Origin of the sequence: Plantactinospora sp. GCM10030261, assembly GCF_042666615.1 — a bacterium.
Lineage (GTDB): Bacteria > Actinomycetota > Actinomycetes > Mycobacteriales > Micromonosporaceae > KBS50.
The window spans coordinates 19,179-43,377 of record NZ_JBHTDD010000005.1; the positions used below are offsets into that span (position 1 = coordinate 19,179).

Sequence of the window (24,199 nt, forward strand, 5' to 3'; positions counted from 1 at the left end):
AGCGTCGTGCCAAAGTCGCAGGTCCGCAAGAAGAAGGTGTACACGCCGCCGTCGGACGTCCGCCCGACCGCGACCGCGGCGACCCGCAAGCCCAGCCCGATCTGGTTGCCGATCACCGCCGTATCGCTGATCGTCTTCGGTATCGGCTGGCTTGTCGTCTACTACCTGTCCGAGACGGCCTACCCGGTGGCGAGCTGGCAGTACTGGAACCTGGCGGTCGGTTTCGGGGCGATGGTCGCCTCCCTGATCCTGCTGTCCCGCTGGCGTTGACGAGGCGCTGACGGCGCCGCGACCCGCCCGGGCCGGCACCCCTAAGGTGTGTGCTGAGCACGACGGCCCGGCCTGCGAGGTTCCTCACGTTACCGATCGGTAACCAGACGCGTAGGCTGCAACGGTGACCACACCCGCGGTCACCAGCCGTTCGCCGCCGCGCAGGACCGGGAGGAACGCATGGGCAGCGTCCAGATCGTCACGACGATCCTCGCCGCCGCCATCACCGCCGTCGCGGTGTGGCTGGCGGTACGCGCGGTGAAGCGCATGGTGGCCGTCGTCCGGCTGGGGCAGCCCGACCCCGAGCGGTTCACCGACAAGGGCGCCCGGACCCGCGCCATGCTTGTCGAGACGCTCGGGCACACCCGGATGCTGCGCTGGAGCGTGGTGGGTGCGGCGCACTGGGCGGTGATGGTCGGATTCATCGTCCTGTCGCTGCTGGTGCTCGAGGCGTACTTCGAGGTCGTCACCCCCACCGGTGGCCTGCCGCTGGTCGGGCATTGGGTGGTGTACGGGCTGGTCACCGAGATCATCGGGGTGCTCGGCCTGGTCGGCATCCTGGTGCTCATGGTCATCCGGCTGCGCAACCGGCCGACCCGACCCGGCGGCCGGTCCCGCTTCACTGGATCGACGATGTGGCAGGGCTATTTCGTCGAGTGGGTGGTCCTGCTCGTCCTGGTCTTCGGCTTCCTGATCCGGGGCTTCAAGGTGGCGAACGACCACTTCGAGTTCCCGGCCTGGGCCACTCCGGTCAGCCACGCTGTCGGCGCGGTACTGCCGGCCTGGGAGGCTGGTCCGAGCGTCGCCGCGCTCATCAAGATCGTGATCTCAATGACCTGGGTCATCGTGATCTCCCTGAACGTCACGATGGGTGTGGCCTGGCACCGCTTCCTGGCCTTCCCCAACATCTTCTTCAAGCGCAACCCGACCGCCGTACCGGCCACCGCTTCCGGGCTGGGGGCGCTGCGGCCGATGATGTCCGACGGCAAGCCCCTCGACTTCGAGGAGGCCGACCCGGAAAAGGACCAGTTCGGCGTCTCCCAGGTGGAGCAGTTCACCTGGAAGGGCCTGCTCGACTTCAGCACCTGCACCGAGTGTGGTCGCTGCCAGTCGCAGTGCCCGGCCTGGAACACCGGCAAGCCACTGTCGCCGAAGCTGCTGGTGCTGAGCCTGCGCGACCACGCGTACGCGAAGGCGCCCTACCTGTTGGCCGGCGGCGGCAAGGACCTCACCGGCGAGGAGAAGGCCACCGCCGCCCAGCTCGCCCACGTGGACGTCCTGGCGCTGGCCGAGGCGGAGAAGCCGTTGATCGGCACCGCCGAGGAGAACGGCGTCATCGATCCGGACGTGCTGTGGTCCTGCACCACCTGCGGCGCCTGCGTGGAGCAGTGTCCGGTCGACATCGAACATGTGGATCACATCGTCGACATGCGCCGCTACCAGGTGCTTATCGAATCCAGCTTCCCGGCCGAGGCCGGCGTGATGCTCCGCAACCTGGAGAACAAGGGCAACCCGTGGGGCGCCCCGCAGAACACCCGCGAGGACTGGACCAAGGGACTCGACTTCGAGGTGCCCCGGGTCGGCGAGGCGGACGACTTCGAGTACCTGTTCTGGGTGGGCTGCGCCGGGGCGTTCGAGGACCGGGCGAAGAAGACCACCCGTGCCGTGGCGACCCTGCTGCACGAGGCCGGGGTGAAATTCGCGATCCTCGGTGAGGGCGAGACGTGCAGCGGCGACCCGGCCCGCCGGATCGGCAACGAGTTCGTCTTCCAGATGCTGGCCCAGCAGAACGTGGAGACCCTGAACGAGGCGTTCGGCGACCGCGAGAAGACCAAGCGCAAGATCGTCGCAACCTGCCCGCACTGCTTCAACACCCTCGGCAACGAGTACGGGCAGCTCGGCGGCGACTTCGAGGTGGTGCACCACACCCAGCTCCTGGCCCATCTCGTCGAGACGGGCAAGCTCACCCCGGTGCAGCCGGTGGACGGCGGGCTGACCTACCACGATCCGTGCTACCTGGGACGACACAACCGGGTGTTCGCCGCGCCGCGCGAGGTGCTGGGGGCCGCGGCGCAGGACGGCCTCACCGAGATGCCGCGCAACAGCGAGCGGTCCTTCTGCTGCGGGGCCGGTGGTGCCCGGATGTGGATGGAAGAGAAGATCGGTAAGCGGATCAACGTGGAACGGGTCGAGGAGGCGCTTTCCACAGGCGCGGAAACGATCGCCGTGGGCTGCCCGTTCTGCTACACGATGATCGGCGACGGGGTGACCGGCAAGGGTGCCGCCGAGCAGGTCGAGGTGGTGGACGTGGCGACCGTGCTGCTCCGCTCGGTCAAACCCGACCCCGGGGCGCCAGCGGAGCGCGACGCCGTCACGCCGGCCGCCGGCTGAGCGGCGCCGCGGGACGTCGCGGAAAACCACACCCCGATCCAGGCGATCCGCCCGATGGGAGCCAGCGGCACGGCTTACCAGCGTCGGAGCCGTGCCGAGGTCGGCGACCGGCGGCGCCGGGCACCCGGCCAGCGGCGGCGACCCGCCCGGCGGTCGTCGGATCAGTTGCTTGCCGCCGACGTCGAGACGGTCGCGGCGGTGATGACGGCGATCATCGCGGCCTGAGTGTCGTCGATCGCCCGCTTGACGGCGGCGGACGCCCAGTCGCCCTCGCTGATCTCCTTGAGCCGCGCCCGCACCTCGCGTCGCGGTTGGTCCCGGAAGACCTTCCGATCCAGGCCCACGGCCCGGACCAGACTGCACAGCGCGCCGGTGCGCGGCGGGACGGTGGCGCCGGGCCGGATGGCGGCCGCCAGCCGCTGCCGGGCCTCGGTCTCCGCCGCCGGGTCCATGCCGTGCGGGGACGGGAACCGGGTGCGCGGAAACAACCCCAGTACCCGGTCCTTCTCCACGTGCAGGATGCCCATGGCGACGAGGTGGTCGAGGACCTGGTCACGCAGGCCCTTGCCGAGCCGGTTGATCCAGTCCTTGGGTTTGCGCCGCTTAGCCTCGCCGCCGATCTGGTCCAGCGCCCGGTCGAGCAGCGGATGCCCGGTCCGCGTCGGGTCCGTCAGCACCACCCGGCCGTCCACCACGTCGATCCGCTCGGCCAGCGTCAGTTCCAGCAGCAGGGCGCCAGCCAGGCCGTAGTCCAGCCCCGGCTGGCCGACCTCCGCGGTGCCTTCCACCGTGTACGACAGCAGGGCGAGTTCCTCGGCCAAGGTCAGTGTCGTCATGGTCCCGACCGTACCCAGCCGGTGCCAAACGCACGCCGGGCAGCCCGCTCGGGCTGGCCGGGGCGTGGAAGAATCGACGCCGAGGTGACCCGATCATCGATGTCCTGATCCTGACCACATTGCTCCCGCTACTGGGCTTCGTCCTGCTGACCGCGGGCAATGCGTTCTTCGTGGCGGCCGAGTTCGCCCTGGTTACCGTCGACCGGTCCGAGATCGACAAGCGGGCGGCGGCCGGTGACCGGCGAGCCCGGACCGTCCGTTCGGCCCTACGCGAGCTGTCCTTCCAGCTTTCCGGCGCGCAGTTGGGCATCACCATCACGGCCCTGCTCACCGGCTATCTGGCCGCGCCCGCGCTGGCCAAGCTGTTCGCCCCCGCGGTGCGACCGATCGCCGGCGGAGCCACCGGACAGATCACCCCGGTGCTCGCCTTGGCGCTGGCCACCCTGATCTCGATGCTCTTCGGTGAGTTGGTGCCGAAGAACGCCGCGCTGGCCCGGCCGATGCCCGCGGCGCTGGTGACCGCCGCGCCGATGCGTCGCTTCTCCCGGAGCTGCCGCGGGTTGATCCGGGCCCTGAACAACTCGGCGAACTGGCTGGTCCGCCGGCTCGGCGTGGAACCGCAGGAGGAACTGGCAAGTGCCCGGTCGGCGGAGGAACTGGGGCTGCTGGCCGCCATCTCCGCGCGGGCCGGCGCGTTGCCGCCGGAGACGGCCCGGCTGCTGCAGCGCACCATCCGGTTCGCGGACAAGCGGGCCGCCGAGGCGATGACACCGCGCGTCGACGTGGTGGCACTGCGCTCCGACGCCACGGTGGCCGAGCTGGTCGCGCTGTCGCGGGAGACGGGCCGCACCCGCTTCCCGGTGTACGAGGAGACGCTGGACCTGGTGACCGGGGTGGCCGGGGTGCCGGACGCGCTGGGCGTACCGCTGGCGCGGCGGGCGACCACGACGGTGGCCGCGGTGGCCCGCGAGCCTGTCTATGTTCCGGAGAGCCTCGATCTGGACGGCGTGCTGGCCGCGTTGCGGTCGGCCGGCGCCGACCTGGCGATCGTGGTGGACGAGTACGGCGGTACGGACGGCGTCGTCACGGTCGAGGACCTGGTCGAGGAGCTGGTCGGTGAGATCGCGGACGAGTTCGACCCGGCGGCGACGGAGGACAGCGGACGGCTGGAGCTGACCATCCCGGGCGGGGTGCGCACGGTGCTGGTCGACGGGTTGCTCCGGGCCGACGAGCTGACGGAGCAGACCGGCTTCCGGCTGCCGGACGGACCGTACGAGACGCTCGCCGGGTTCCTCATGGCCCGCCTGGGACACATCCCGTTACCCGGCGAGACGGTGCTGGACGGGGGCTACGAGTTCACCGTGGTCGAGGTGGAGCGGCACCGCGTCGAGCAGGTCCGGGTGGTCGCCCCCGAGGAGCCCGACGAGCATGACTGAGCTGCTGGTCACGGGGGTTCTGCTGCTCGGCAACGCGTTCTTCGTGGGTTCCGAGTTCGCGTTGATCGCGTCCCGCCGTACGGTCATAGAACCGCTGGCGGCGACCAGCAGGCGGGCCCGGTGGGCGCTGTCCGCGATGAACCAGATCCCGTTGATGATCGCGGGTGCCCAGCTCGGCATCACGATCTGTTCGCTGGGGCTCGGCGCGATCGCCGAGCCGGCGGTGGCGCACCTGCTGGAGGCGCCGTTCGAGGCGGCCGGGTTGCCGTCCCAGGCGGTCCACCCGATCGCCTTCGTGCTTGCCCTCGGCGCGGTGGTGTTCCTGCACACGGTGGTCGGCGAGATGGTGCCGAAGAACCTGACCCTGGCCGGTCCGGAGCCTTCCGCGTTGTGGTTGGCGCCGGCGATGCTCGCGTTCTGTCTGGCCACCAAGCCGGTGCTGGTGGCGATGAAATGGGCGTCGCGCCAGGTGTTGCGACTGTGGCGGATCGAGGCTGCCGAGGCCGTCAAGACGGTCTTCACCGCCGAGGAACTGGCTGGACTGGTCGCCCAGGCGCGGACCGAGGGACTGCTCGGCTCCGAGGAACACGCCCGGATCACCGGCGCGCTGGCGTTGCATCGCCGGACGGCCGGGGACGCGCTGCGGCCGTGGTCGACCGTGACCACGGTGGCTGACGACGTGTCACCGGCGTCGCTGGAGGTGCTGGCCACCCGTACCGGTCGGTCGCGGTTCCCGGTGGTGCAGCGGGCCACCCGCCGGGTGGTGGGGTTCGTACACGTCAAGGACGTGCTGGGGGCGCGGGGGGCGGACCGCCGGGCGCCGGTCCCGACCGATCTCGTGCGTCCGTTGGCGGTGGTGCCGCCGGACCGTACGCTCGCCGATCTGCTGTTGGCAATGCGCCGGGAGCGCCGGCACATGGTGCTGGTCAGCGACGGGCGGGCGCCGCTCGGTGTGGTCACATTGGACGACGTGCTCACCGCTGTGGTCGGCTCGGGTGCCGCGCCCGGTGACGGGACCGCGAGTGGCGGTGCGGGTGGTGGCGCGGTCTCCGGTGGCGGTGCGGGTGGTGGCGCGGCCTCCGGTGGCGGTGCGGGTGGTGGCGCGTCCTCCGGTGGCGGCACGAAGGGTGCCGATGGCGTCACCGAGAGTCCTGTCGGCGGTGGAAGAATCGGCCCGGCGCCACACAGCGTGTCGGCGTGACAGCGCACGGGAGAGAATGCCTGACTCGCCTTGATTCAGCCTCGATGAGTCCCTAACGTGATGCACCGGTCGCTGTGGACCGTTGCCTCCCCTGCCCTCGGCGGAGGCGCCCGGCGATCGGATTTCCGAATAGGAGTCGCTGCCCGGTGGAACAGATTCCGTCGCGGCGCGGGACTCGACGCGCCGCACACCGCGTTCTCGCGGTCATTTTGCTGGCCTGCGTCGGGCTGCTCGCCCAGGGCGTACCCGCGCAGGCCGAGCCCTCGGTCGATGAGATCGAGGCGCAGATCGACAAGAAGTGGGAGCAGCTTGAGCCCACCATCGAGGCCTACAACAAGGTGCACAGCCAACTCGGCGTGAACCGCAAGAAGGTCAAGGAACTGCAGGCCAAGATCGATCCGCTGACCGCGCAGAGCGAACTCGCCATGCAGAAGGTCGGCACCCTGGCCATCCGCTACTACAAGACCGGTCCGACATCGGACGTCAACGCGCTGCTCGAAAGCGGCGACCCCAACCTGCTGGCCCAGCAGCTCACGCTGCTCGACCAGTTGGCCGCCGACGAGAAGCGGCAGATCGCCGGGGTGGTGGCCGCGCGCGACAAGCTGGCCGGGGAGAAGTCCAAGCTGGACGCGCTGGTGCAGCAGCTCGCGAAGCAGGACGCCGAGCTGGCCGCCAAGAAGAAGCAGATCGACGGGGAGATCAAGACCCTCACCGCGTCGCTGCCCAAGACGGTGGTCAAGGTGACCGGCTGCCCCACGATCAAGGGCGTGGTGAGCAGCGCCGCCTCCACCGCCATCAGGACGGCGTGCGCCCAGGTCGGTGACCCGTACGTGTGGGGGGCGACCGGTCCGAACTCGTTCGACTGCTCCGGTCTCACCCAGTACGCGTACAAGGCCGCCGGCATCTCGTTGACCCACCACACCGGCTCCCAGTGGCGCGAGGGCCGGGCCATCAGCAGCTCCGAGGCGCGCCCCGGTGACCTCGTCTTCTTCTACAGCGACCTGCACCATGTCGGGCTCTACCTCGGCAACGGGCAGATGGTTCACGCACCGCGGACCGGCAAGCCGGTCCAGGTGAGTTCGGTCAGCTACCAGCCGGTCGCCGGCTACCGCCGCGTCTACTGACGTGACCTGGGGCAGACACCGCTCTGCCAACGTGACCTGGGGCGGACACCACATGGTGTCCGCCCCAGGTCGCGTTGGCGCCGTGACCCGCGCAGGTTGATCGACTCCGTGTGCGGCATATCGGGGTATTGGTCGGGCGGTAACTCCCCGACATGCCGCACACCGAGTCGATCATGGTGGGTTACGGCGCGCCGAGGGGTGACGGCAGCAGGGTCACGTCCGCCATGTTGACGAACATGATCCGGTGACCGAACTGGATCTGCACGTACCGCGTCTCGCCCCGGATGACGGTCCAGTCGCCGGGTGAGGAGCCGTCGACGGTCGTCGCCCGGTAGTACTCGCTGCCCGGCAGCCCACCGACCACGTACCGCTGGCCGGCCGGAAGTGTGTACTGCAACGGCGTGATCGTCTGGTACGGCACACCTTCGGGATACGCCGCCTCCTCCGGGTACGCCCGGCCGTACACCGGGATGCTGGTCCGCCCGGCCTTCGGCGCGGCGACCAGGCCGATCGACCACTTCGCGGTGGGCTTGGTGGCCGGATTGTGGAACCAGCCCTGCTGGCCGAGATACCAGATGGCCGTCCAGTCACCACGGCGTTCCGCCACCGCGTACGTCTGGCCGGCGGAGACCCGCGAGCCGTGGTCGGAGACGTGCATGGTGTTCGGCGTCCCGTCGGGACGCAGGCCGAGGTCGTTCAGCAGCGGGGCGTCGGTGCGCGGCTCGGTGCGCAACACCACCGATGATGATCCGCGGGACGGGCAGGGGTCACCGGGCGCGTCGCAGCCGACGAAGGCCGGCCGGTGGGTGGCGAAGTCGGGGTCGATGGTGACCGCGCCACCCTTGGTCCAGCCGGTGCCCCAGAACGGCGCCCGCAGCAGGTCGAAGTAGTGCGACCAGTCCCAGTACGGGCCCGGATCCCAGTGCATGCCGGCGACCGCGGCGGGCGTGATGCCGGGCACGTTGTCGTGGCCGATGATGTGCTGCCGGTCCAGCGGGATGCCGAGGCTGGTGGCGAGGTAGCGGACCAGCTTGGCCGAGTTGCGGTACATCGCCTCGGTGTACCAGGTGCCCTGGGCGGCGAATCCCTCGTGCTCCAGGCCGATCGACTTGGCGTTGACGTACCAGTTGCCGGCGTGCCAGGCCACGTCCTTCGTCTTCACGTGCTGGGCGATGTGGCCGTCCACCGAGCGCAGCGTGTAGTGCCAGCTCACGTAGGTCGGGTCCTGCACCAGGTCGAGCGTGGTGGCGTAGCTGCCCTCGGTGTCGTGGATGACGATGTACTCGATCTTCTGCCGGCCCGGCCGGTCGGACAGGTCGTGGTTGCCGTAGTCGCCGACCGTCGGGCCGTACTGCTCGTACGGCGCGGGGATCCACTCGCAGGAGATGGTGGTCGGGCATTCCAGCCCGTCCGGGCGCGGTTTCGGTGCGCGTAGTCCGACCCGGCCGAGCCACGACCGCGCCGGTTCGACCGCCCGGGCGGGCAGCCGCAGCCGATGCCCGTCGTCGGTGGTCCGTTCCGCGCCGGCCTTGATTGTCGCGTACACCTCGTTGGCGAACGCCGCCGCCGCGTCCGTGGTCTCCGCGCCGGAGTACCGGGCGACCGCGCCGAACCAGGCTGCCGGGTCGCTGCCGGCACCGACCGGCCCGCCCAGCGCCTTCTGGTACGCGGTGAGCAGTGCGGCGCCGCCGCGGATGTTGCTGGTCGGGTCGGTACGCAGGGCCGCCGGGTCGGCTCCGGTGAGGCGCGCCGCGGCGTCCATGGTCTGCAGGGCGGGGGCGTCCGGTGCGGGGTCGGCGACTGGCCGGTGAGCGTCGAGCGCGGGCCGGGCCGAGTCGCCGCGCGGATCCTCCGCCGGGCCGTAGTGGCCGGACCGGGGCTGGTTGCGCACGTGTCGCGCGTCGGTGAGGTGCATGGGTCCGTAGCCGGCCGCCGTGCTGGGGGTGCCCGCGTTTGTGTTCCACCGGGACTCCAGGTAGGAGACGCCGAGGAGCACGCTTTCCGGTACGCCGTACTCGGTCGCGGCCCGGGCGTACGCCCGCTGCCGGCCGTCGGTACCGGGGTCGGCGGTGGCCGGTCCGCCGGCCGGGACGAGTGTCGCCACCGCGACCAGTGCCGTGGCGATCAGGACACGGCCGCCCGGTGGGGGTTCGGGACGGTGCATCGGACCTCCTGGTTCCGGGGATGCTTCCTGGTCACCCTGGCCCGCGATCGTGGTTCACGTCAACAGATGTCGATTCGAAGTAGGCGAATGCAAGAAACCTTCATGACGTGACGTTGTGTCACAGCCCGGAGTGTTAAACGACGCACCGGGTCTCCGGGCTTGCGTCCATCAGGCGCCCTGCCTACTCTTGGTCACCGTCGAGCGGTGACGGTCAGTCCAACCGGGACGACGACAACTCGATACGCCGAATCGTCGACGTGCGAACCGGGGACCCACGCACCACCGGGGTGAATCCGCAGAACCTGCGGTAGGGCGTTTCTCTTCCGTCCGAACCCGTCAGCTAACCCGGTAGGCGGAGCAGGGGAGAAGGAGTATCAGCCTCGGTGGCTAGCCATGCCTGGCGACCGCGGCCCGCTCGTCCGGCGATTGCCGGTCGACGCGCCGCCCGGTCGCGTCCGCGTTGGTCCGTCCTGTCCACCGCCCTCAGTGCGATCGCCGGACTCGCGATCACGCTTGTCGGCGCCGCGCCGGCCCAGGCCGAACCGTCGGTGACAGAGATCGAGAAGCAGATCGACGTCGCCTGGAACAAGCTCGAACCGGTCATCGAGCAGCACAACGCAGCCCGCCAGGAGCTGGGCGCGAAGCGCAAGCAGGCCGACGCGCTGGCCAAGAAGATCGCGCCGCTGCAGGCCGAGGTCGACCGGGTCACCGGAAAGATCGGTGGACTGGCCGCCAACGCCTACAAGGGTGACCAGGCATCGGTGGTGAACGCGCTGCTCACCACAGGCAGCCCGACCGGCCTGATGGACGGGCTGGAGATCCTCGACCAGTACAGCCGCAACCGGCAGCGCGAGGTGCGGGCCGCGGTCGAACTCAAGCACAAGTACGAGGAGCAGAAGGCGCCGCTGGACCTGCTCATCGCCCAGCTCGCCAAGTCCGAGGCCGAGTTGGGGGCCAAGGCCAAGGAGATCAACGCCGAGGTCGACCGGTTGCAGAAGCTGCGCATCCAGGCGTACGGCAATGGTGGCGGTGGGGTGTTCCGGCCGGCACCGTGTCCCGCGGTCTATCCCGGTGGCGACTCCGGCAAGGTGGTGAAGTTCGCCTGTGCCCAGATCGGTAAGCCGTACTACTGGGGCTCGGACGGACCCAGTTCGTACGACTGCTCCGGCCTGATGCTGCGGGCCTGGGCCCAGGTCGGTGTCAGCCTGCCGCACAACGCGGCCCAGCAGTACAACCGCACCAAACGGGTCAGCCGGAGCCAACTTCAGCCCGGTGACATGGTGTTCTACAGCGGCCTCTCGCACGTCGGGATGTACGTGGGTGGCGGGTGGATTGTCCACGCACCGCAGAGCGGTGACCACGTCCGGATGAAGCGGGTCGACGACGGCAGCATCGTGGGTTACGGCCGCCCATAGGTTATCGAACGGCCCCTTCCTATCGCGTTTCGCGCCTGGGAAGGGGCCGTTCGACGCTCAGGTGTGCAGCGGGCCGCGTGGCTCAGTGGTTGGGTGGCCAGGTCCGCCAGTTCCGCCAGGACCGGCTCGGCGTCGGCCCGCGCTGGTGCTGGTACCGCGAGCCGTAGACCTCGGAGCCGTACGGGTGCTCGGCCGGTGACGACAGCCGGAAGATGCACAACTGGCCGATCTTCATCCCCGGCCACAGGGTGATCGGCAGGTTGGCGACGTTCGACAGCTCCAGCGTGACGTGCCCCGAGAAGCCGGGGTCGATGAATCCGGCGGTCGAGTGCGTGAGCAGGCCGAGCCTGCCGAGTGAACTCTTCCCCTCCAGTCGGCCGGCGAGCTGGTCGCCCAGCGAGATGACCTCAAGCGTGGACGCGAGCACGAACTCGCCCGGGTGTAGCACGAACGGGTCGCCGCCGGGGACCTCCACCTCCGAGGTGAGGTCGTCCTGCCGCTCCGCCGGGTCGATGTGGGTGTAGAGGTGGTTGTTGAAGACCCGGAACAGCCGGTCCAGTCGGACGTCGATGCTCGACGGCTGCACCAGGGCGGGCTCGAACGGGTCGAGGCCCAGGTTGCCCGCCTTGATCTCGAGCACCAGGTCCCGGTCCGAGAGCAGCATTGCGCCACCATATCGGCCGGGCCGGCTCGGTCATCCGACCGGGGGACCCGCCGTGTCGCGGTGGCTCCTCGTACAGGTGTTCGATAGACTGATCACATGGCTTCCTGGACCGAATTCGCCTCCGACGAGCCCCGCCTCGCCGAGAGCATCCGCGGCCTTCTCCAGCAGTACGGACCGGGCCTCGGCTACCTCGCGACGGTGCGCGCGGATGGTGGGCCGCGGGTGCATCCCGTCTCCCCCGTGATCACCCCCGACGGGCTCTACTGTTTCGTGGTCGACTCGCCCAAACGGCGGGATCTCGAACGCGACGGCCGCTACGCTCTGCACTCGTTTCCTCCCGAGGACAGCGACGACGAGGCGTACGTCGCCGGTCGGGCCCGTCCGGTGACCGACGAGGCGCGGGTGGCCGAGCTGGCCGACACGCTGCGGGCGGCACCGCAGGTGGACTGGCGGCTCTTCGAGTTCACGGTGGACGTGGCGATGCTGGCCCGCCGTGGTGACGGCCCTGGTCCGCTGACCGGCCGGCCCGCCGAGCGTCCCGCGGTGCAGGTCTGGCTCGACCCGTCGGCGGCGCCTTCCCCGGCTCGGGGGTCCGGCGGTTCACGGCGGGCCCGCCCGCGCCGCGTCAACCAGGTGCCGGTGGGAAAGCAGGTTCCGCTGGAAACGGCGGTGCCGGCCCCGTGAGTCGGAGCCGGCACCGTCGAGGGTTCGGTCAGGACGCGCGGTACGCGTTCCACGCGGTAAGCATCCGGCTGGCCTGGCCCGACGTGAACTGGTACATGCACGAGTCGTAGGTGTAGTCCATGAAGTTGCGGATCGGGTCGAGGCCCGGGGCGGAGCAGGTGTCCCGGCCGGTCGGGCACTGGTAGGCCGGCGACGCCTCGGCGGGGGTGTCCGACACCTGGTCACCGGAGCCGGAGCAGCCGCCCTGGAAGGTGTGGTAGAGGTTCAGCCAGTGCCCCACCTCGTGGGTGCCGGTGTCGCCCTGGTTGTAGTTGGTGGCGGTGCCGCCGGGCAGTGACTCGTTGAGCGCGACCACGCCGTCCTGGCTGCTCAACCGTCGCGTCGGGAAGGTGGCCCAGCCGAGCAGTCCGTCGCTCAGCTCACCCAGGTAGAGGTTGAGGGTGCCCTTGCCGCCCTGGCGGAGGCTGCTCTTCATCGACCGCTCGGCGGAGGAGCCCTGCACGATCGGGTACCACGACGGGTTGACCACCCGGTTGATGCTCTGTAGTTGGAACCCGAAGGCGGTGGCCGCGCCGCCGGTCGAGCCGGCGAAGGACTGGTTCAGCACGGTGATCTGTGAGTTGATCATCGAGTCCGGGATGTTGCCCCCGGCCCGGGTGCTGTTCTCCTGGATGACGTGGACGACCACCGGAATGGTGATCGACGCGAGCGGAGCGGCTGGGCCCTCCGCCCTGGCGCGGGACCGCTCGCGCAGGATGGTGGCGAGTTCCGACTCGCGCTGGGCGACCTGGGTGGGGGTCAGTTCGGCCGGGTCGTGGGCGACCGGCGTCCCGGGCCGTACCCGTGCCGTGTGGTCGTCGTGGCCGGTGGCGGTCTCGCAGCCGTGCGGGTCGGCCGCCAGCGCGGCGGCCGGGCTGGCGACGACGCCAACCCCGGCGGTGCCGAGCGCGAGGACGAGGGAGGTGGACGCGACACCGGCGGATCGCCAGGTCGGCAGGTACTGACGCAGCCCCATGGGCACCTCTTCTCCTGACGGTGCGATCAGGGGGTTGTATCGCACCGGCCCGAAATGTGCAGGAGACGTTACAAGCTATCGAGCAACTTGAACATAGGTAGCTGTCGCATTCTTGCTGTCGCGCAACGTAATCGGGTCGGGCTTGCCTGGCCGGCGGCACGCCGCCCGGCCCGCGGGGGTACGTGGGTGCGGCCCGCCGACCGACCAGGTACAGTGGGTCCGCCCGCGGGTGTAGTTCAATGGCAGAACATCAGCTTCCCAAGCTGACAGTGCGGGTTCGATTCCCGTCACCCGCTCCAGCGTGAAGCCCAGCTCAGGACAGGTTCCCGAGCTGGGCTTCATTCATGCAGACCGATGGATGCGTCGACCTCCATGGCGAGCCGTGCGGTGGCATGGGTCATCGCGCCACGACCGCCGCGCCGTCAGCCGGGATGTCGTCCCTGGCCGGACGGGGTAGCCAGCGGAGTGCGATGAGGCCGAGTACGAGATGCGCCAAACTGGCTACCGCCGCGACCACGTGCATGCCGGTGAGGAAGGCCGAACTCGCGTCGGTGATCAACGCGCCGGCCAGGCCGGTGAGCTGAAGCGTTTCGTCCAGGGTCGGTGCGAGGTCGGGTCCTTGGAGCCGGAACAGCAGTGCTGCCAGGGAGCCGAGCAGCGCAACGCCCAGGGCGTTTCCGATCTCGTTGCTGGTCTCGGCGATCGCGCCTGCTGAGCCTGCTCGCTCGGCCGGGACGGCGCCGACGGCGGTGTCAGCGACGACCGCGAAGGAGATGCCATAGCCGATGCCAGCGACCGCGGTGGAAGCGACGTACCAGCCGATCCCGCCATTGATGGTGGTGGGCAGGAGCAGGAGCAGCCCGCCGGCGATGGAGAAGTGGCAGACAAGCAACGCGAAGCGCTTTCCCACGCGGTCGACCACCGCGGGGGCGACGACGCAGGTCGTGATGAGCACGCCGGCTCCCGGCAGCGCCAGCAAGGCGGCCTGCAGGACCGGAAGGTCGAGGACGGACTGCAGGTAGATGCCGGCCAGGTAGGCGGCTGCTGACCACGCGGCCAGCGGCAGCAGCCCGGTGATCACCGCAATGGTGAAGACTCGATCCCGGAAGAGCGAGAAGTCGATGAGTGGATGGTCCAGGTGTCGTTGCCGGACGCCGAACCATGCCAGCACGGCGATCCCCATGAGCCCGGCGAGCGCCGCCGATACGGAGAGGCCCTCGGCGGCAGCGTGTTTGAGCCCGTAGATCGCCAGCAGCAGACCGACCGCGGAGGTCACGACGCTCATCGGGTCGACTCGCCCGGGACGGGTCGTTCGTACCTCGCTGAGCAGCATGGGTGCGAAACACAGGAACAGCGCGATGAGCGGCAGGTTGATCAGGAACACCGAACCCCACCAGAAGTGTTCCAGCAGCACACCACCGATGACCGGTCCGATGGCGAATCCCGCGGCGAATCCCGCGGCGAAGATGCCAATGGCCCGGGCCCGACGCTTCGGGTCGGTGAACAGCTCACTGAGCACCGCCAAGGCGGATGGAAGCAAGGTCGCGCCGGCGATTCCCATCACGGCACGGGCGGCGATGAGTAGCACCGGTGTCGGGGCGAGCGCGGCGGCGGCCGAACCGATGCCGAAGAAGAGCGCGCCGAGCATGAGCAGCTTGAGTCGCCCGTAGCGGTCGCCGATGTTCCCGAATGCGACAAGCAGGGAGCCGACCGCGAAGCCGTAGATGTCCAGAATCCACAGTGCCTGGTCAGCGCTGGGGCTGAGAGCCTGACTGACTCGTGGCATTGCGAGGAACAAGATGGACCCGTCCATCGAGACCAGGAGCACCGGGCCGAGGACGACAAGCAAACCGAGCCATGCTCGGCCGTTTGTCGTGCGTGAGGTGCGTTGCGTCATGTCGGCAACGTTGCAGCGCGAAGCCGGGAGCAGCCAGCCACCTGGGTTGGGTACACCCGGCAGGTACACCCGGCCACCCACGACGGGCGCCTAGTCTCGATGTCATGGAAAGCCTCGGAGCATTCTTGAAGAGCCGTCGCGACCGGGTCACCCCAGACGCGATCGGGCTACGAACCTACGGGAGCGCCCGTCGAGTTCCGGGGCTGCGCCGCGAGGAAGTCGCCCACCTGGCGGGGGTCAGCGCCGGCTACTACACACGGCTGGAGCAGGGCCAGGCCGAGACGGCCTCCGAACAGGTTCTCGACGCCCTCGCCCGGGTCCTGGAACTTGACGACGTGGAGGTCGGACACCTGCACAATCTCGCCCGCCAGCCCTCCCGGTCCGGCCTCGTCGAACCGCCAGCCGAGCAGCCCCACCCCCGGGTCCTCGCGCTGCTCGAATCACTGGCCGAGGCGACGCCAGCGATCGTGCTGGGCCGACGCGGCGACGTCCTCGCCTGGAACCGCACCGGACATGCGCTGCTCGCCGAGCACGTGGACTTCGAGGCGGCCCGTGACCCGGGTCGTCGTCCCTCGATGCCGCGGATGTTCTTCCTCGACGCTCTCACCAGGGAGCTACACCGCAACTGGGACGAACTCGCCCGGGTCCACGTCGCCTACCTGCGTCTGACCGCTGGACGGTTCCCGACCGACGCACGCCTGGCGAACCTCATCGGTGAACTCAGCATGCGCAGCGACCAGTTCGCCTCCATGTGGGCAACCGGTGAGGTCGCCGACTGCACGACGGGTGACATGCATCTCCAACACCCCACGGTCGGCGCGGTGCGCATCGCCTACCAAGTCTGGCTGCAGCCCGACAGCCCCGATCACCGCCTCGAGATCTACACCCCGAACGACGCGTCCTCGGCCGACGCACTACGGATCCTCACCCAACGCACCCTCGGAGAAGACAAACCGAGCATCAGGGTGCCCGAGGGGCCCGCGGCCGGTAGCGCTCGATCCGTCAACACCCTCCTGCCCCGCGACGGCTAGGTGGCGGAGCCCGGGTCCTCGTGGCGTATCGAAGGCCCAGCCGGGTGACGCGGTTCAGGCGGCCCGCTGCCGCGGCTTGGTGAGGTGGACGCTGCCGTCCGGGGTGCCACCGGTCGTGGTGAGGGCATAGCCGGCGCGTTCGTAGAGTTCGATGTTGCGCGTGCTGCGGTGGCCGGTGAACAGGTCGTACCGGGCAACTCCGGCGGGCGCCTGCTGCTCGACGTATGACAGCAGCCAGGAGCCGATGCCGTTCCCGGTCTGGTCGGGAGCCACCATGAGTCGACCGATCAGCCAGGTTCCGGCGTGGTCCCGGGCGCGGACCGCGGCGACGAGGCGGCCGTTCCGGCGTACGCACCACACCTGCCAGGTCGACAAGGACGCGCGTAGGTCGTCGAGTGTCTCGCGGAGTGGCTGCAGGTCGAGGGTGTCGTTGGCGAGTGCCTCCTGGACCCAGCAGCACCGCTGCAACACGAGCAGTTCGGCCAGGTCGTCGGCGTGGGCGCGGGCGAGGCTCAGCCCATCGACCGGCCCGGCGACACCGTCACCGGCGTCGGTGTCGGTGTCGGTGCGCAGGGACCGCATCACGGAGGCGACCCTGGTCAGCTCACGAAGCATCGCACGGGCGGCTTCGTCGAGTCGGGTCGACTCGACGACCTGCCCGTCGCGGATGCTGTCCGCGATGCGCAGGGCCACGGTGGCGCCGATGGGCATCATCTTCAGGGTTGTGACGACCTGCTTGGTCATCTGCACCGATCGGGTGCCCGCCGAGGTGTTGCCGTAGCTGACGAACGCCACCGGCTTCCAGGCCCATTCCTGGTAGAGGAAGTCGACGGCGTTCTTCAACACCGCCGGCATGCCGTAGTTGTATTCCGGGGTGACGATCACGAAGGCGTCGGCCGCGGCCACCCGTCGGCTCCAGGCGCGGGTGTGCTGGTGCAGGTAGTGGCCGGAGGCGGGATGCTCGGGCTCGTCGAGCAGGGGTAGTCCGATGTCCGCGAGGTCGGCGATGTCGACAGTGATTCCCCGATCGGCGGTCTCCGGGAGGGTGGCCCGGACGAACCAGTCCGTGATGGCGGGGGCCAGCCGCCCCGGGCGGGTGCTAGCCACGATGACCAGGATGTGCAGGGACGCGGACGACGTATTCGATGACATGTCAATGAAGGTACGCGCGGTTTCTGTGACGTGTCAACGAGGTGTACGGTGACGAGGTGAACACCCCCTGGCTCAGCGAGGACGAAGAACGGGCCTGGCGGGCCTTCCGCCGCATGCTGGTGGCGCTGCCGGCCCGGCTCGGCCGCGACCTGGCCCGCGATTCGGGGCTGTCGCCGGCGGACTACGAGGTGCTCAGCACGCTGTCGGAGAAGCCGAACCGGCGATGGGCGCTCAAGGACCTCGCCGCCAAGATGGAGTGGTCGCGCAGCCGGCTGTCCCACCACGCGGCCCGGATGCAGGGCCGGGGGCTCATCGACAAGGAGCCCGATCCGCAGGACGCGCGCGGCTGCATCCTGCGCCTGACCGACGACGGCTTCCAGCTTCTGGAACGGGCCGCGCCGCACCACGTCGTCTCCGTCCGCACGCGGTTGATAGATCACCTCAGCCCCGAGGAACTCACGGTGCTGCGCACCCTGTCGACCCGGATCGCCGACCTACCGGACTGACCGTCGACCCGCCGAAGGCCAAGGCGGTCGATCCTTCGTTGGGCTATCGGCGGGGTGACGAGGCGGACCCGACGACAACCGCGGTCAGCAGGGCCGCCATGCTGCCGATGGCCAGCACCGTACGCAGCCGTGGCTCCGCCTCCGGCACGCTGAACCAGAGGGCCGTCGAGCTATTGGCCAGGTGTGGACACACAGCTCACGCCTAGCGGATCCCGCTACACGCAGTGACATTAGTTCCTGGTACGCGGCGGTGGCCGGCTCATAGTGTCGTGCGCAAGCAGTGATCGTCAACGACCGCACTAACCCCCTGGAGGGCTGACATGACCGCCACCGCAGCAAATCGGATTGGGACCGTCGACAAGACCTCGAACGGCACTCGTACCCTGCTGGGCGCGCTTGTTCTGTCCGGTCCGTTGTGGGCCGCTGTGTCCCTTGTTCAGGCCGCGACCCGCGACGGTTTCGACCTCACGCGTTTTCCGCTCAGCATGTTGGCCACCGGGTCACTCGGTTGGATCCAGATCACCAATTTCTTGGTCGCGGGCCTGCTGGCCATCGCGGGAGCCCGGGGTTTGGCCCGGATCGTCCCTGGCCGTTGGGTGCCGCGGCTGGCCACGACGTACGGTGTCGGCTACATCTTCGCGGGCGTCTTCACGATGGACCCTGGCGGCGGCTTTCCCGTCGGCACGCCCACCGACACTCCGGCGACGTTCAGTTGGCATGCCGGTCTGCACCTGCTTGCCGGAACTGTCGCCTTCATCGCACTCACGGCCGTGTTGATCGTTCTGGGCCGTCAGTTCGTCCGGCGGGGGGAGCGCGGCTGGGCTGCTGCGTCCTTCGCGGCCGCGGCCGGTGTGGTGGTCGTCGACATCGCGTCGATGGCGGGAGTCGGGGCGTCGTCGCTGGTACTTGCCGTGGGCATCATCTCGGCGATGCTGTGCCTCTCGGCGATCGCCGCGAAGCTGCGCAGCGGGGTCTGAGCATCCAGCCCGAGGGGCCGTCCGTCCAGGTGGCATGTTCCCGGGCTGGTCGTCCGACCAGTTCCGTAAAGGACACGGTCGACCTCGTCTGGTCATCCGATCGCCCCGCTCCGCCGGATAGCCCGTGATCCGGGCATCAACCAAAGTCTGTCGATGATGATGAGGACCCAAGTGCCGGTCAATACGCATAAGTCATGGGGGCACAAGAGTTCTCGATGTGCAGGTGGGGTGCGCGGAGCTTTGATCTCGCCGGTTGATCCACAGTGGGCCGGCAGGCAGGATGGCGCGATGACGCACTGGCGGGACGACCGCGTCGGCTCGGCGCTCAGGGGAGAGAATCCCACCGTTCTGGCCCGACTGCTCCATACCTGCACGCCCACATCTGGGCACGGTACGAGTGGGAGCCGCCGGAGCACGTTGGCCGGCCCGTCTGGCTCTATCCGCCAGAGATGCGAAACGATCCATCGCACGCACTGGGCAGCCGACACGACGGCCTTCGTGCCGCCATCACCCGCCACCTGTTGGCCGAGTGAGCAGGTTCGTGCCGCCATTCCCGGCACGCGGGCCGGGCCCGCCGATGACGGTGCCCACCCGTTGTTTGACGAGCCCGAAACAGCCGCTCCTGTCGGAGGGGTGTGCGAGGCTCGTCTTCGGCTGGCCAGCGAGGGTTTCTGGCAACCGCCAATGATCGCGCCGCCGGAAAGATTCATAGGACATGACCACCGAGGAGGCCGGGATGTCCCTGTCCAACGCCGAGATCGTCCGCGCCGCTTTCGACGCGTACCGGGAGCAGGACCGCGCGGCGGCGGACCGACTGCTCGCCGAGGACCTGGTGTTCACCAGCCCGCAGGACGACCATATCGACAAGGCGGCGTACCTCGAACGGTGCTTTCCCACCGCGGACCGCTTCGCCTTCCAGGAACTGCTGGCGGTGGCGGAGACCGGCGCGGAGGGGGTGTTCATCCTGTACGAATACGAGTTGCGCACCGGTGGACGGCACCGGAACACCGAGTACCACACGGTCCGGGATGGTCGGATCGTCGAGATCCAGGTCTTCTTCGGCGGCGCCGTCCGGGCCGGCTGACGTGACGGCACAGCCGCCGGGTGGGCCGCTTGCCCCCGACTACGACGACGATCCGGCCAGGTTCCGGGCCAACCAGGCGGCCACGCGGTAGCGCCGACGCCAAGCCGCGGTGCCGTCCGCTCCTGGCCGCGCGTCCGCTCCAGAGTCATGCCGCACCCGCCGGTAGGCTGCGATCATGCGTGTGGGCATCGTGATCCTTCCTGACCAGCGGTGGGCCGAATCGCGGCTGCGATGGCAGCGGGCCGACGAGTGGGGCTTCGACCACGCCTGGACGTACGACCACCTGGGTTGGCGCGACCTGGTCGACGGTCCGTGGTTCGACGCCGTGCCCACGCTGACCGCGGCGGCGACCGTCACCTCCCGGATTCGGTTGGGCACCCTGGTCGCGTCGCCCAACTTCCGGCATCCGGCGCATTTCGCTCGGCAGGTCACCGCGCTGGACGACATCTCCGACGGCCGGATCCTGCTCGGCCTGGGAGCCGGCGGCATCGGCTTCGACTCGGCGGTGCTCGGTGGGGAGACATTGCCTCCCCGGCAGCGGGTGGACCGGTTCGCCGAGTTCACCGAGCTGCTTGATCGGATCCTGCGCGGGGACGGGGTGACGTGGCGCGGCGACTGGTTCGCCGCGGTCGACGCGCGCGGCAACCCGGGCTGCGTGCAGCGGCCCCGCGTGCCGTTCGTGCTGGCGGCGAACGGTCCGCGGTCGATGCGACTCGCCGCGCGGTACGGGCAGGGCTGGGTGACGACCGGGACCGGCGGCGACGACCTCGACGCGTGGTGGCGCGGGGTGGCCGAGGCGACCGCCCGGCTGGACAAGGAGCTGGCCGCCGCCGGCCGGGATCCGGCAACCCTGGACCGGTACCTGTCGTTGGACGCGGCTCCGACGTTCTCGCTGTCCAGCGTGGACTTCTTTGTCGAGGCGGTGGGTCGGGCCGCCGACCTCGGCTTCACCGACGTGGTGACGCACTGGCCACGCGAGTCCAGCTGGTACGCCGGCGACGAAGCTGTGCTCGAGCGAGTGGCCACCGAGGTGCTGCCCGGCCTCCGAGACGCCGGCTGACGGGAGCCGGCCGACCGGTCGAGGAGACCGGGCCGGCCATCCGGGTCCACCCGTCGGCACGGCGGACCGGAGCGCCGGCCGTGCCGAGTCGACCCGCCGGCCCGGTGGCCCGACATGCCGGCTGCGGCGACCGAGCCGCCGGTCCGGCGGATTGACCGCCAGGCCGCCGGCTGATTGGTGCCGCAGCGGCAGTCGGATCATTGACCCACCCCCGCTCCCGTCGTGCCTCCGACTGATGTTTTCCCAGCTCAGGGCCAATCTTGCGGGACCCACCACCGATCATCTCTTCCCGGCCGGGCCGCCGGCCACCGATCGGTCGGCGGTGGGTGGAAGGGGGAATGCGATAATGATTTCCAACCGGGTCCGTGGGGTCGTCGGGGCGCTGGTGCTCTCGCTCACGGTTCTGCTCGCGCCCGGCACGGCGGTCGCCGTGCTGCCGGCAGGTTTCGTGGACCAGGCGGTCTTCACCGGACTGGTCCAACCGACGAACGTGGCCTTCGCTCCGGACGGGCGGGTCTTCGTGGCAGAGAAGCGGGGGACCATCCGGGTCTACGACAACCTCGCCGACACGACGCCGACCACGTTCGCCGACCTGCGCACCAATGTGTACGACTACGCCGATCTCGGGCTGCTCGGGCTGGCGTTACCACCGGGGTTCCCGATCACCAACCCGTACGTCTATGTCAGCTACACCTACGACGCACCGATCGGCGGGACGGCACCGGTCTACCGGGACACCTGCGCGGTCCGGGACAACTGCGTCGTCAGCGGTCGGCTCTCCCGGCTGCGCGCGTCCGGCAACGTGGCCGTGGGCGAACAGGTGCTGATCAACGACTGGTGCCAGCAGAGCACCACGCACTCGGTGGGCGACCTTCGGTTCGGTCCGGACGGCGCGCTCTATGCCAGCGGCGGTGAGGGCGCCGGTTACAGCCAGGTCGACTACGGCCAACTCGGCACGCCGAGCAACCCGTGCGGTGACCCGCCGGCGCCGGTCGGCGGGTCGATGACCGCGCCGACCGCCCAGGGTGGATCACTGCGGGCACAGAGCCTGCGGTCCACCGGACGGGCCCGGCTCAACGGCACCGTCATCCGGGTCAACCCGGCCACCGGTGCCGGGCTGCCGGACAACCCGCTGGCCGCCAGCACCGACCCGAACGCGCGGCGGATCGTCGCGTACGGACTTCGCAACCCGTACCGGTTCACCCTGCGGCCCGGCACCAGCGACCTGTGGATCGGCGATGTCGGTGCCGGCCTGTGGGAGGAGGTCAACCGGGTCGTCCTGCCGACGGCCTCGCCGGTGCGGAACCACGGGTGGCCCTGTTACGAGGGTCCGGGTCGGTACGCGCCGTTCGACGCCGCCAACCTGAACCTGTGCGAGACGCTGTACGCCGGAGGTCCCGCCGCGGTGGCGTCGCCGTACTACGCCTACCGGCACGACCAGGTGATCAAGGCCGGGGACGGTTGTCCGCCGAACGGGCGGGGCGCGATCAGCGGGATGACCTTCTTCCCGACCACCGGGACGAACTATCCGGCCAAGTTCAAGGGCGCGTTCCTCTTCGCCGACGTGACCCGGCAATGCGTGTGGGGCGTCCGGCCGGGGGCCAGCGGCGCGCCGAACTTCGGCTACATCGAGCCGTTGGGCAGCACCGTGGGCCTGCCGGTCGACCTGGCCGTCGGTCCGGACTGCAATCTCTGGTACGTGAGCCTCACCAGCGCCTCCGTCCGCCGGTACGTCTACAAGACCGGCATCACCGGCACCTGCGCGGTGTGACCACCTGACCGTGCGTACCCGAACCTGACCGGGCCCGTCCGCGGCGGGCCCGGTCAGCCGCGTTGGCGACGCTGGGATCAGCGGTCGGGGTCCGTGCCGCTGGGAGGTGAAAGGTCGGGCGGTTGCGGTGCGGAGCTGAGGATGGCGAACCGTTCGTGGTCCCGCCATGCGCCGTCGATGAACAACATGTCGGGGGAGAAGCCCTCGTGGCGGAAGCCGAGCCGGCGCACCAGATTGATGGAGGCGGTGTTGCCGGGCTGGATGTTCGCCTCCAGCCGGTGCAGGTCGAGGTCCGCGAAGGCGAACTGGATGACAAGCGCGAGGCCCGCGCGCAGGTAGCCCTTCCCGGCGTACGGCAGGAAGGCTCCATAGCCCAGCGATCCGCACTGGAACCGACCGCGGATGATGTTGTTGATGTTCACCCAGCCAGCGAGGTCACCGGTCTGCCGGTCGCAGACCAGCAGCCCTTCCTTGGTGCGTCGGTCGCAGGCGGCCAGCGTGGCATCGAACTCCGCCTCGGTGGTGGGCGCCAGCAACCACGGATGGTGCAGGCTGGTGCTGGCCCGCGCCGCGGTCAGGAACGCGGCCCGGTCCGCGGCGTCCAGCCGGCGGATCCCGACCCGGTCGTCTTCTCTCAGATAGGGCGTGGACATCGGATGATCGTATGGGCGTCGGTGGTCAGCGGGCTGTCGGGGTGACGGTCGTCGAGGCACCCGGACACCCGGGACCGCTCAGAGCGAGCCACGGGCGGCTACCCATTCGGTGGGCTGACCGGTGACGGCCGCGATCCGGTCATAGTCGGCGTCGTAGTGCAGCACCGTCGCGCCGTGCGCTTCCGCCGTCGCCGCGATGACGAGGTCGGGTAGCCGGAAATGTCGGTGCTGGCTCCTGGCGGCGAGTTCCCGGTGCACGGCCAGGGCCCGGTCGAACGCGCCGGACGTGACGTCGAGCCACCGTTGCCCGTGCATGGCCGCCCATAGCCGTTCGTAGCCGCGGGGATCCGGGGCGTTGTTCAGGTATTCGAGGGTGGTCATCTGGCAGGCGGCCAGGCGCCCCTCGGCCAGGAGCGTCTCGAATCGCCGCCGGACCTGTGGATGACGGCGCTGCATCACGTACACCGACGTGTCGGCGAGATAGATCGGGCCGGCCATCAGGCGGCGTCGGCCGCGCGGGCGTCCTCGGCGAGGCGGGAGAGGTCGCGACCGCCGCCGTACCCGAAGCCACCCTCGGTGTGCTCGAAGTCCATCTCGACCTCGTCGAAGGCGGCGACGATGTCCACCGCCTGCCGACGCACGGCGAAGGCGTGGAGTGCGGCGTTGATCGTGGCGACCTTGGTTTCCGTGCCCAGGGCCTCGCGCGCGGCTTCCAGCCATTCGTCATTGACGTCCACCGTGATGCGCGTCATGCCACCGACCGTACACCACTCCAGGGTTGGACGACGCACCATGCAGAGCCGATCTTGGTGTCCCATGGGTACGGCATGGGCATAGCACCATTAGGGTTATAGGCGGGTTATATTGG

At 69.6% G+C, this 24,199-nt stretch carries 22 protein-coding genes, 1 tRNA gene, 1 pseudogene and 1 riboswitch; of the genes and pseudogenes, 14 read left to right on the forward strand and 10 right to left on the reverse strand.

Features of this window, described 5'->3' with window-relative positions; all coding sequences use genetic code 11:
- Positions 1 to 6 precede the first annotated feature (6 nt).
- Complete coding sequence (locus ACFQUZ_RS07890) at positions 7 to 270, forward strand: cell division protein CrgA (RefSeq protein WP_377439495.1); 264 nt, start codon at positions 7 to 9, stop codon at positions 268 to 270.
- A gap of 180 nt (positions 271 to 450) precedes the next feature.
- Entirely contained in the window at positions 451 to 2,661 is a 2,211-nt protein-coding gene (locus tag ACFQUZ_RS07895) for a (Fe-S)-binding protein (protein WP_377439497.1), read from the forward strand.
- Between the two features lie 161 nt (positions 2,662 to 2,822).
- Here ACFQUZ_RS07895 and ACFQUZ_RS07900 read toward each other — a convergent pair whose 3' ends face one another.
- On the reverse strand, positions 2,823 to 3,497 hold the full coding sequence (locus ACFQUZ_RS07900; protein WP_377439498.1) for a GPP34 family phosphoprotein: 675 nt from the start codon (positions 3,495 to 3,497) through the stop codon (positions 2,823 to 2,825).
- Positions 3,498 to 3,607: 110 nt separating this feature from the next.
- Between ACFQUZ_RS07900 and ACFQUZ_RS07905 the strand changes: the two genes are divergently transcribed.
- The 3 genes and pseudogenes from ACFQUZ_RS07905 (at position 3,608) to ACFQUZ_RS07915 (ending at position 7,258) form a co-directional block, all read left to right on the forward strand.
- Entirely contained in the window at positions 3,608 to 4,933 is a 1,326-nt protein-coding gene (locus ACFQUZ_RS07905; protein ID WP_377440058.1) for a hemolysin family protein, read from the forward strand.
- A pseudogene (locus tag ACFQUZ_RS07910) lies at positions 4,926 to 5,924 on the forward strand (hemolysin family protein); the annotation flags it as partial. The gene ACFQUZ_RS07905 and the pseudogene ACFQUZ_RS07910, both read left to right, overlap by 8 nt.
- Positions 5,925 to 6,280: 356 nt before the next feature.
- Positions 6,281 to 7,258, forward strand: coding sequence for an NlpC/P60 family protein (locus ACFQUZ_RS07915; RefSeq protein ID WP_377439500.1), 978 nt, complete (start codon positions 6,281 to 6,283; stop codon positions 7,256 to 7,258).
- Between the two features lie 181 nt (positions 7,259 to 7,439).
- Here the strand turns inward: ACFQUZ_RS07915 and ACFQUZ_RS07920 are convergent, their stop codons facing one another.
- Entirely contained in the window at positions 7,440 to 9,422 is a 1,983-nt protein-coding gene (locus ACFQUZ_RS07920; protein ID WP_377439502.1) for an N-acetylmuramoyl-L-alanine amidase, read from the reverse strand.
- Positions 9,423 to 9,654: 232 nt separating this feature from the next.
- Positions 9,655 to 9,792, forward strand: a riboswitch (cyclic di-AMP (ydaO/yuaA leader).
- A 13-nt stretch (positions 9,793 to 9,805) separates the two neighbouring features.
- Between ACFQUZ_RS07920 and ACFQUZ_RS07925 the strand changes: the two genes are divergently transcribed.
- Positions 9,806 to 10,837, forward strand: coding sequence for an NlpC/P60 family protein (locus ACFQUZ_RS07925; RefSeq protein WP_377439504.1), 1,032 nt, complete (start codon positions 9,806 to 9,808; stop codon positions 10,835 to 10,837).
- Between the two features lie 82 nt (positions 10,838 to 10,919).
- Here ACFQUZ_RS07925 and dcd read toward each other — a convergent pair whose 3' ends face one another.
- On the reverse strand, positions 10,920 to 11,501 hold the full coding sequence (gene dcd, locus ACFQUZ_RS07930) for a dCTP deaminase (protein ID WP_377439507.1): 582 nt from the start codon (positions 11,499 to 11,501) through the stop codon (positions 10,920 to 10,922).
- Positions 11,502 to 11,597: 96 nt separating this feature from the next.
- On the opposite strand from dcd, the gene ACFQUZ_RS07935 reads away from it, so the two are divergent.
- Entirely contained in the window at positions 11,598 to 12,185 is a 588-nt protein-coding gene (locus ACFQUZ_RS07935; RefSeq protein ID WP_377439509.1) for a pyridoxamine 5'-phosphate oxidase family protein, read from the forward strand.
- 28 nt (positions 12,186 to 12,213) lie between these two features.
- On the opposite strand, the gene ACFQUZ_RS07940 is transcribed toward ACFQUZ_RS07935, so the two are convergent.
- On the reverse strand, positions 12,214 to 13,200 hold the full coding sequence (locus tag ACFQUZ_RS07940; protein ID WP_377440061.1) for a zinc metalloprotease: 987 nt from the start codon (positions 13,198 to 13,200) through the stop codon (positions 12,214 to 12,216).
- 225 nt (positions 13,201 to 13,425) lie between these two features.
- Here ACFQUZ_RS07940 and ACFQUZ_RS07945 point away from each other — a divergent pair.
- Positions 13,426 to 13,499 (forward strand) — tRNA-Gly (locus ACFQUZ_RS07945).
- Between the two features lie 98 nt (positions 13,500 to 13,597).
- On the opposite strand, the gene ACFQUZ_RS07950 is transcribed toward ACFQUZ_RS07945, so the two are convergent.
- Entirely contained in the window at positions 13,598 to 15,097 is a 1,500-nt protein-coding gene (locus ACFQUZ_RS07950) for an MFS transporter (RefSeq protein WP_377439511.1), read from the reverse strand.
- A 104-nt stretch (positions 15,098 to 15,201) separates the two neighbouring features.
- On the opposite strand from ACFQUZ_RS07950, the gene ACFQUZ_RS07955 reads away from it, so the two are divergent.
- A complete protein-coding gene (locus tag ACFQUZ_RS07955) occupies positions 15,202 to 16,128 on the forward strand; it encodes a helix-turn-helix transcriptional regulator (protein WP_377439513.1) in 927 nt (308 codons plus the stop codon).
- Between the two features lie 54 nt (positions 16,129 to 16,182).
- Here the strand turns inward: ACFQUZ_RS07955 and ACFQUZ_RS07960 are convergent, their stop codons facing one another.
- Positions 16,183 to 17,280 (reverse strand): GNAT family N-acetyltransferase, encoded by a 1,098-nt coding sequence (locus ACFQUZ_RS07960; protein ID WP_377439516.1) that lies wholly within the window; start codon positions 17,278 to 17,280, stop codon positions 16,183 to 16,185.
- A gap of 113 nt (positions 17,281 to 17,393) precedes the next feature.
- Between ACFQUZ_RS07960 and ACFQUZ_RS07965 the strand changes: the two genes are divergently transcribed.
- Positions 17,394 to 17,786, forward strand: coding sequence for a MarR family winged helix-turn-helix transcriptional regulator (locus ACFQUZ_RS07965; protein ID WP_377440064.1), 393 nt, complete (start codon positions 17,394 to 17,396; stop codon positions 17,784 to 17,786).
- Between the two features lie 43 nt (positions 17,787 to 17,829).
- Here the strand turns inward: ACFQUZ_RS07965 and ACFQUZ_RS07970 are convergent, their stop codons facing one another.
- Positions 17,830 to 17,979, reverse strand: a complete 150-nt coding sequence (locus tag ACFQUZ_RS07970) for a hypothetical protein (RefSeq protein ID WP_377439520.1) — start codon at positions 17,977 to 17,979, stop codon at positions 17,830 to 17,832.
- A gap of 127 nt (positions 17,980 to 18,106) precedes the next feature.
- On the opposite strand from ACFQUZ_RS07970, the gene ACFQUZ_RS07975 reads away from it, so the two are divergent.
- From ACFQUZ_RS07975 to ACFQUZ_RS07990, 4 genes are all read left to right on the forward strand, one after another.
- Positions 18,107 to 18,763: a DUF998 domain-containing protein gene (locus tag ACFQUZ_RS07975; RefSeq protein ID WP_377439522.1), complete on the forward strand. Its 657-nt coding sequence runs from the start codon at positions 18,107 to 18,109 to the stop codon at positions 18,761 to 18,763.
- Positions 18,764 to 19,478: 715 nt separating this feature from the next.
- Complete coding sequence (locus ACFQUZ_RS07980; RefSeq protein WP_377439524.1) at positions 19,479 to 19,847, forward strand: nuclear transport factor 2 family protein; 369 nt, start codon at positions 19,479 to 19,481, stop codon at positions 19,845 to 19,847.
- 175 nt (positions 19,848 to 20,022) lie between these two features.
- On the forward strand, positions 20,023 to 20,907 hold the full coding sequence (locus tag ACFQUZ_RS07985) for an LLM class flavin-dependent oxidoreductase (RefSeq protein WP_377439527.1): 885 nt from the start codon (positions 20,023 to 20,025) through the stop codon (positions 20,905 to 20,907).
- Positions 20,908 to 21,253: 346 nt separating this feature from the next.
- Positions 21,254 to 22,678: a PQQ-dependent sugar dehydrogenase gene (locus tag ACFQUZ_RS07990; RefSeq protein ID WP_377439528.1), complete on the forward strand. Its 1,425-nt coding sequence runs from the start codon at positions 21,254 to 21,256 to the stop codon at positions 22,676 to 22,678.
- 77 nt (positions 22,679 to 22,755) lie between these two features.
- On the opposite strand, the gene ACFQUZ_RS07995 is transcribed toward ACFQUZ_RS07990, so the two are convergent.
- The 3 genes from ACFQUZ_RS07995 to ACFQUZ_RS08005 form a co-directional block, all read right to left on the reverse strand.
- Positions 22,756 to 23,331, reverse strand: coding sequence for a GNAT family N-acetyltransferase (locus tag ACFQUZ_RS07995; protein ID WP_377439530.1), 576 nt, complete (start codon positions 23,329 to 23,331; stop codon positions 22,756 to 22,758).
- Positions 23,332 to 23,409: 78 nt separating this feature from the next.
- The gene (locus ACFQUZ_RS08000) at positions 23,410 to 23,829 is read right to left on the reverse strand and encodes a PIN domain nuclease (RefSeq protein WP_377439532.1); all 420 of its coding nucleotides are present in this window, start codon (positions 23,827 to 23,829) and stop codon (positions 23,410 to 23,412) included.
- On the reverse strand, positions 23,829 to 24,083 hold the full coding sequence (locus ACFQUZ_RS08005; RefSeq protein WP_377439533.1) for a type II toxin-antitoxin system VapB family antitoxin: 255 nt from the start codon (positions 24,081 to 24,083) through the stop codon (positions 23,829 to 23,831). The genes ACFQUZ_RS08000 and ACFQUZ_RS08005 overlap by 1 nt, the downstream gene beginning before the upstream one ends.
- Positions 24,084 to 24,199: the final 116 nt, after the last annotated feature.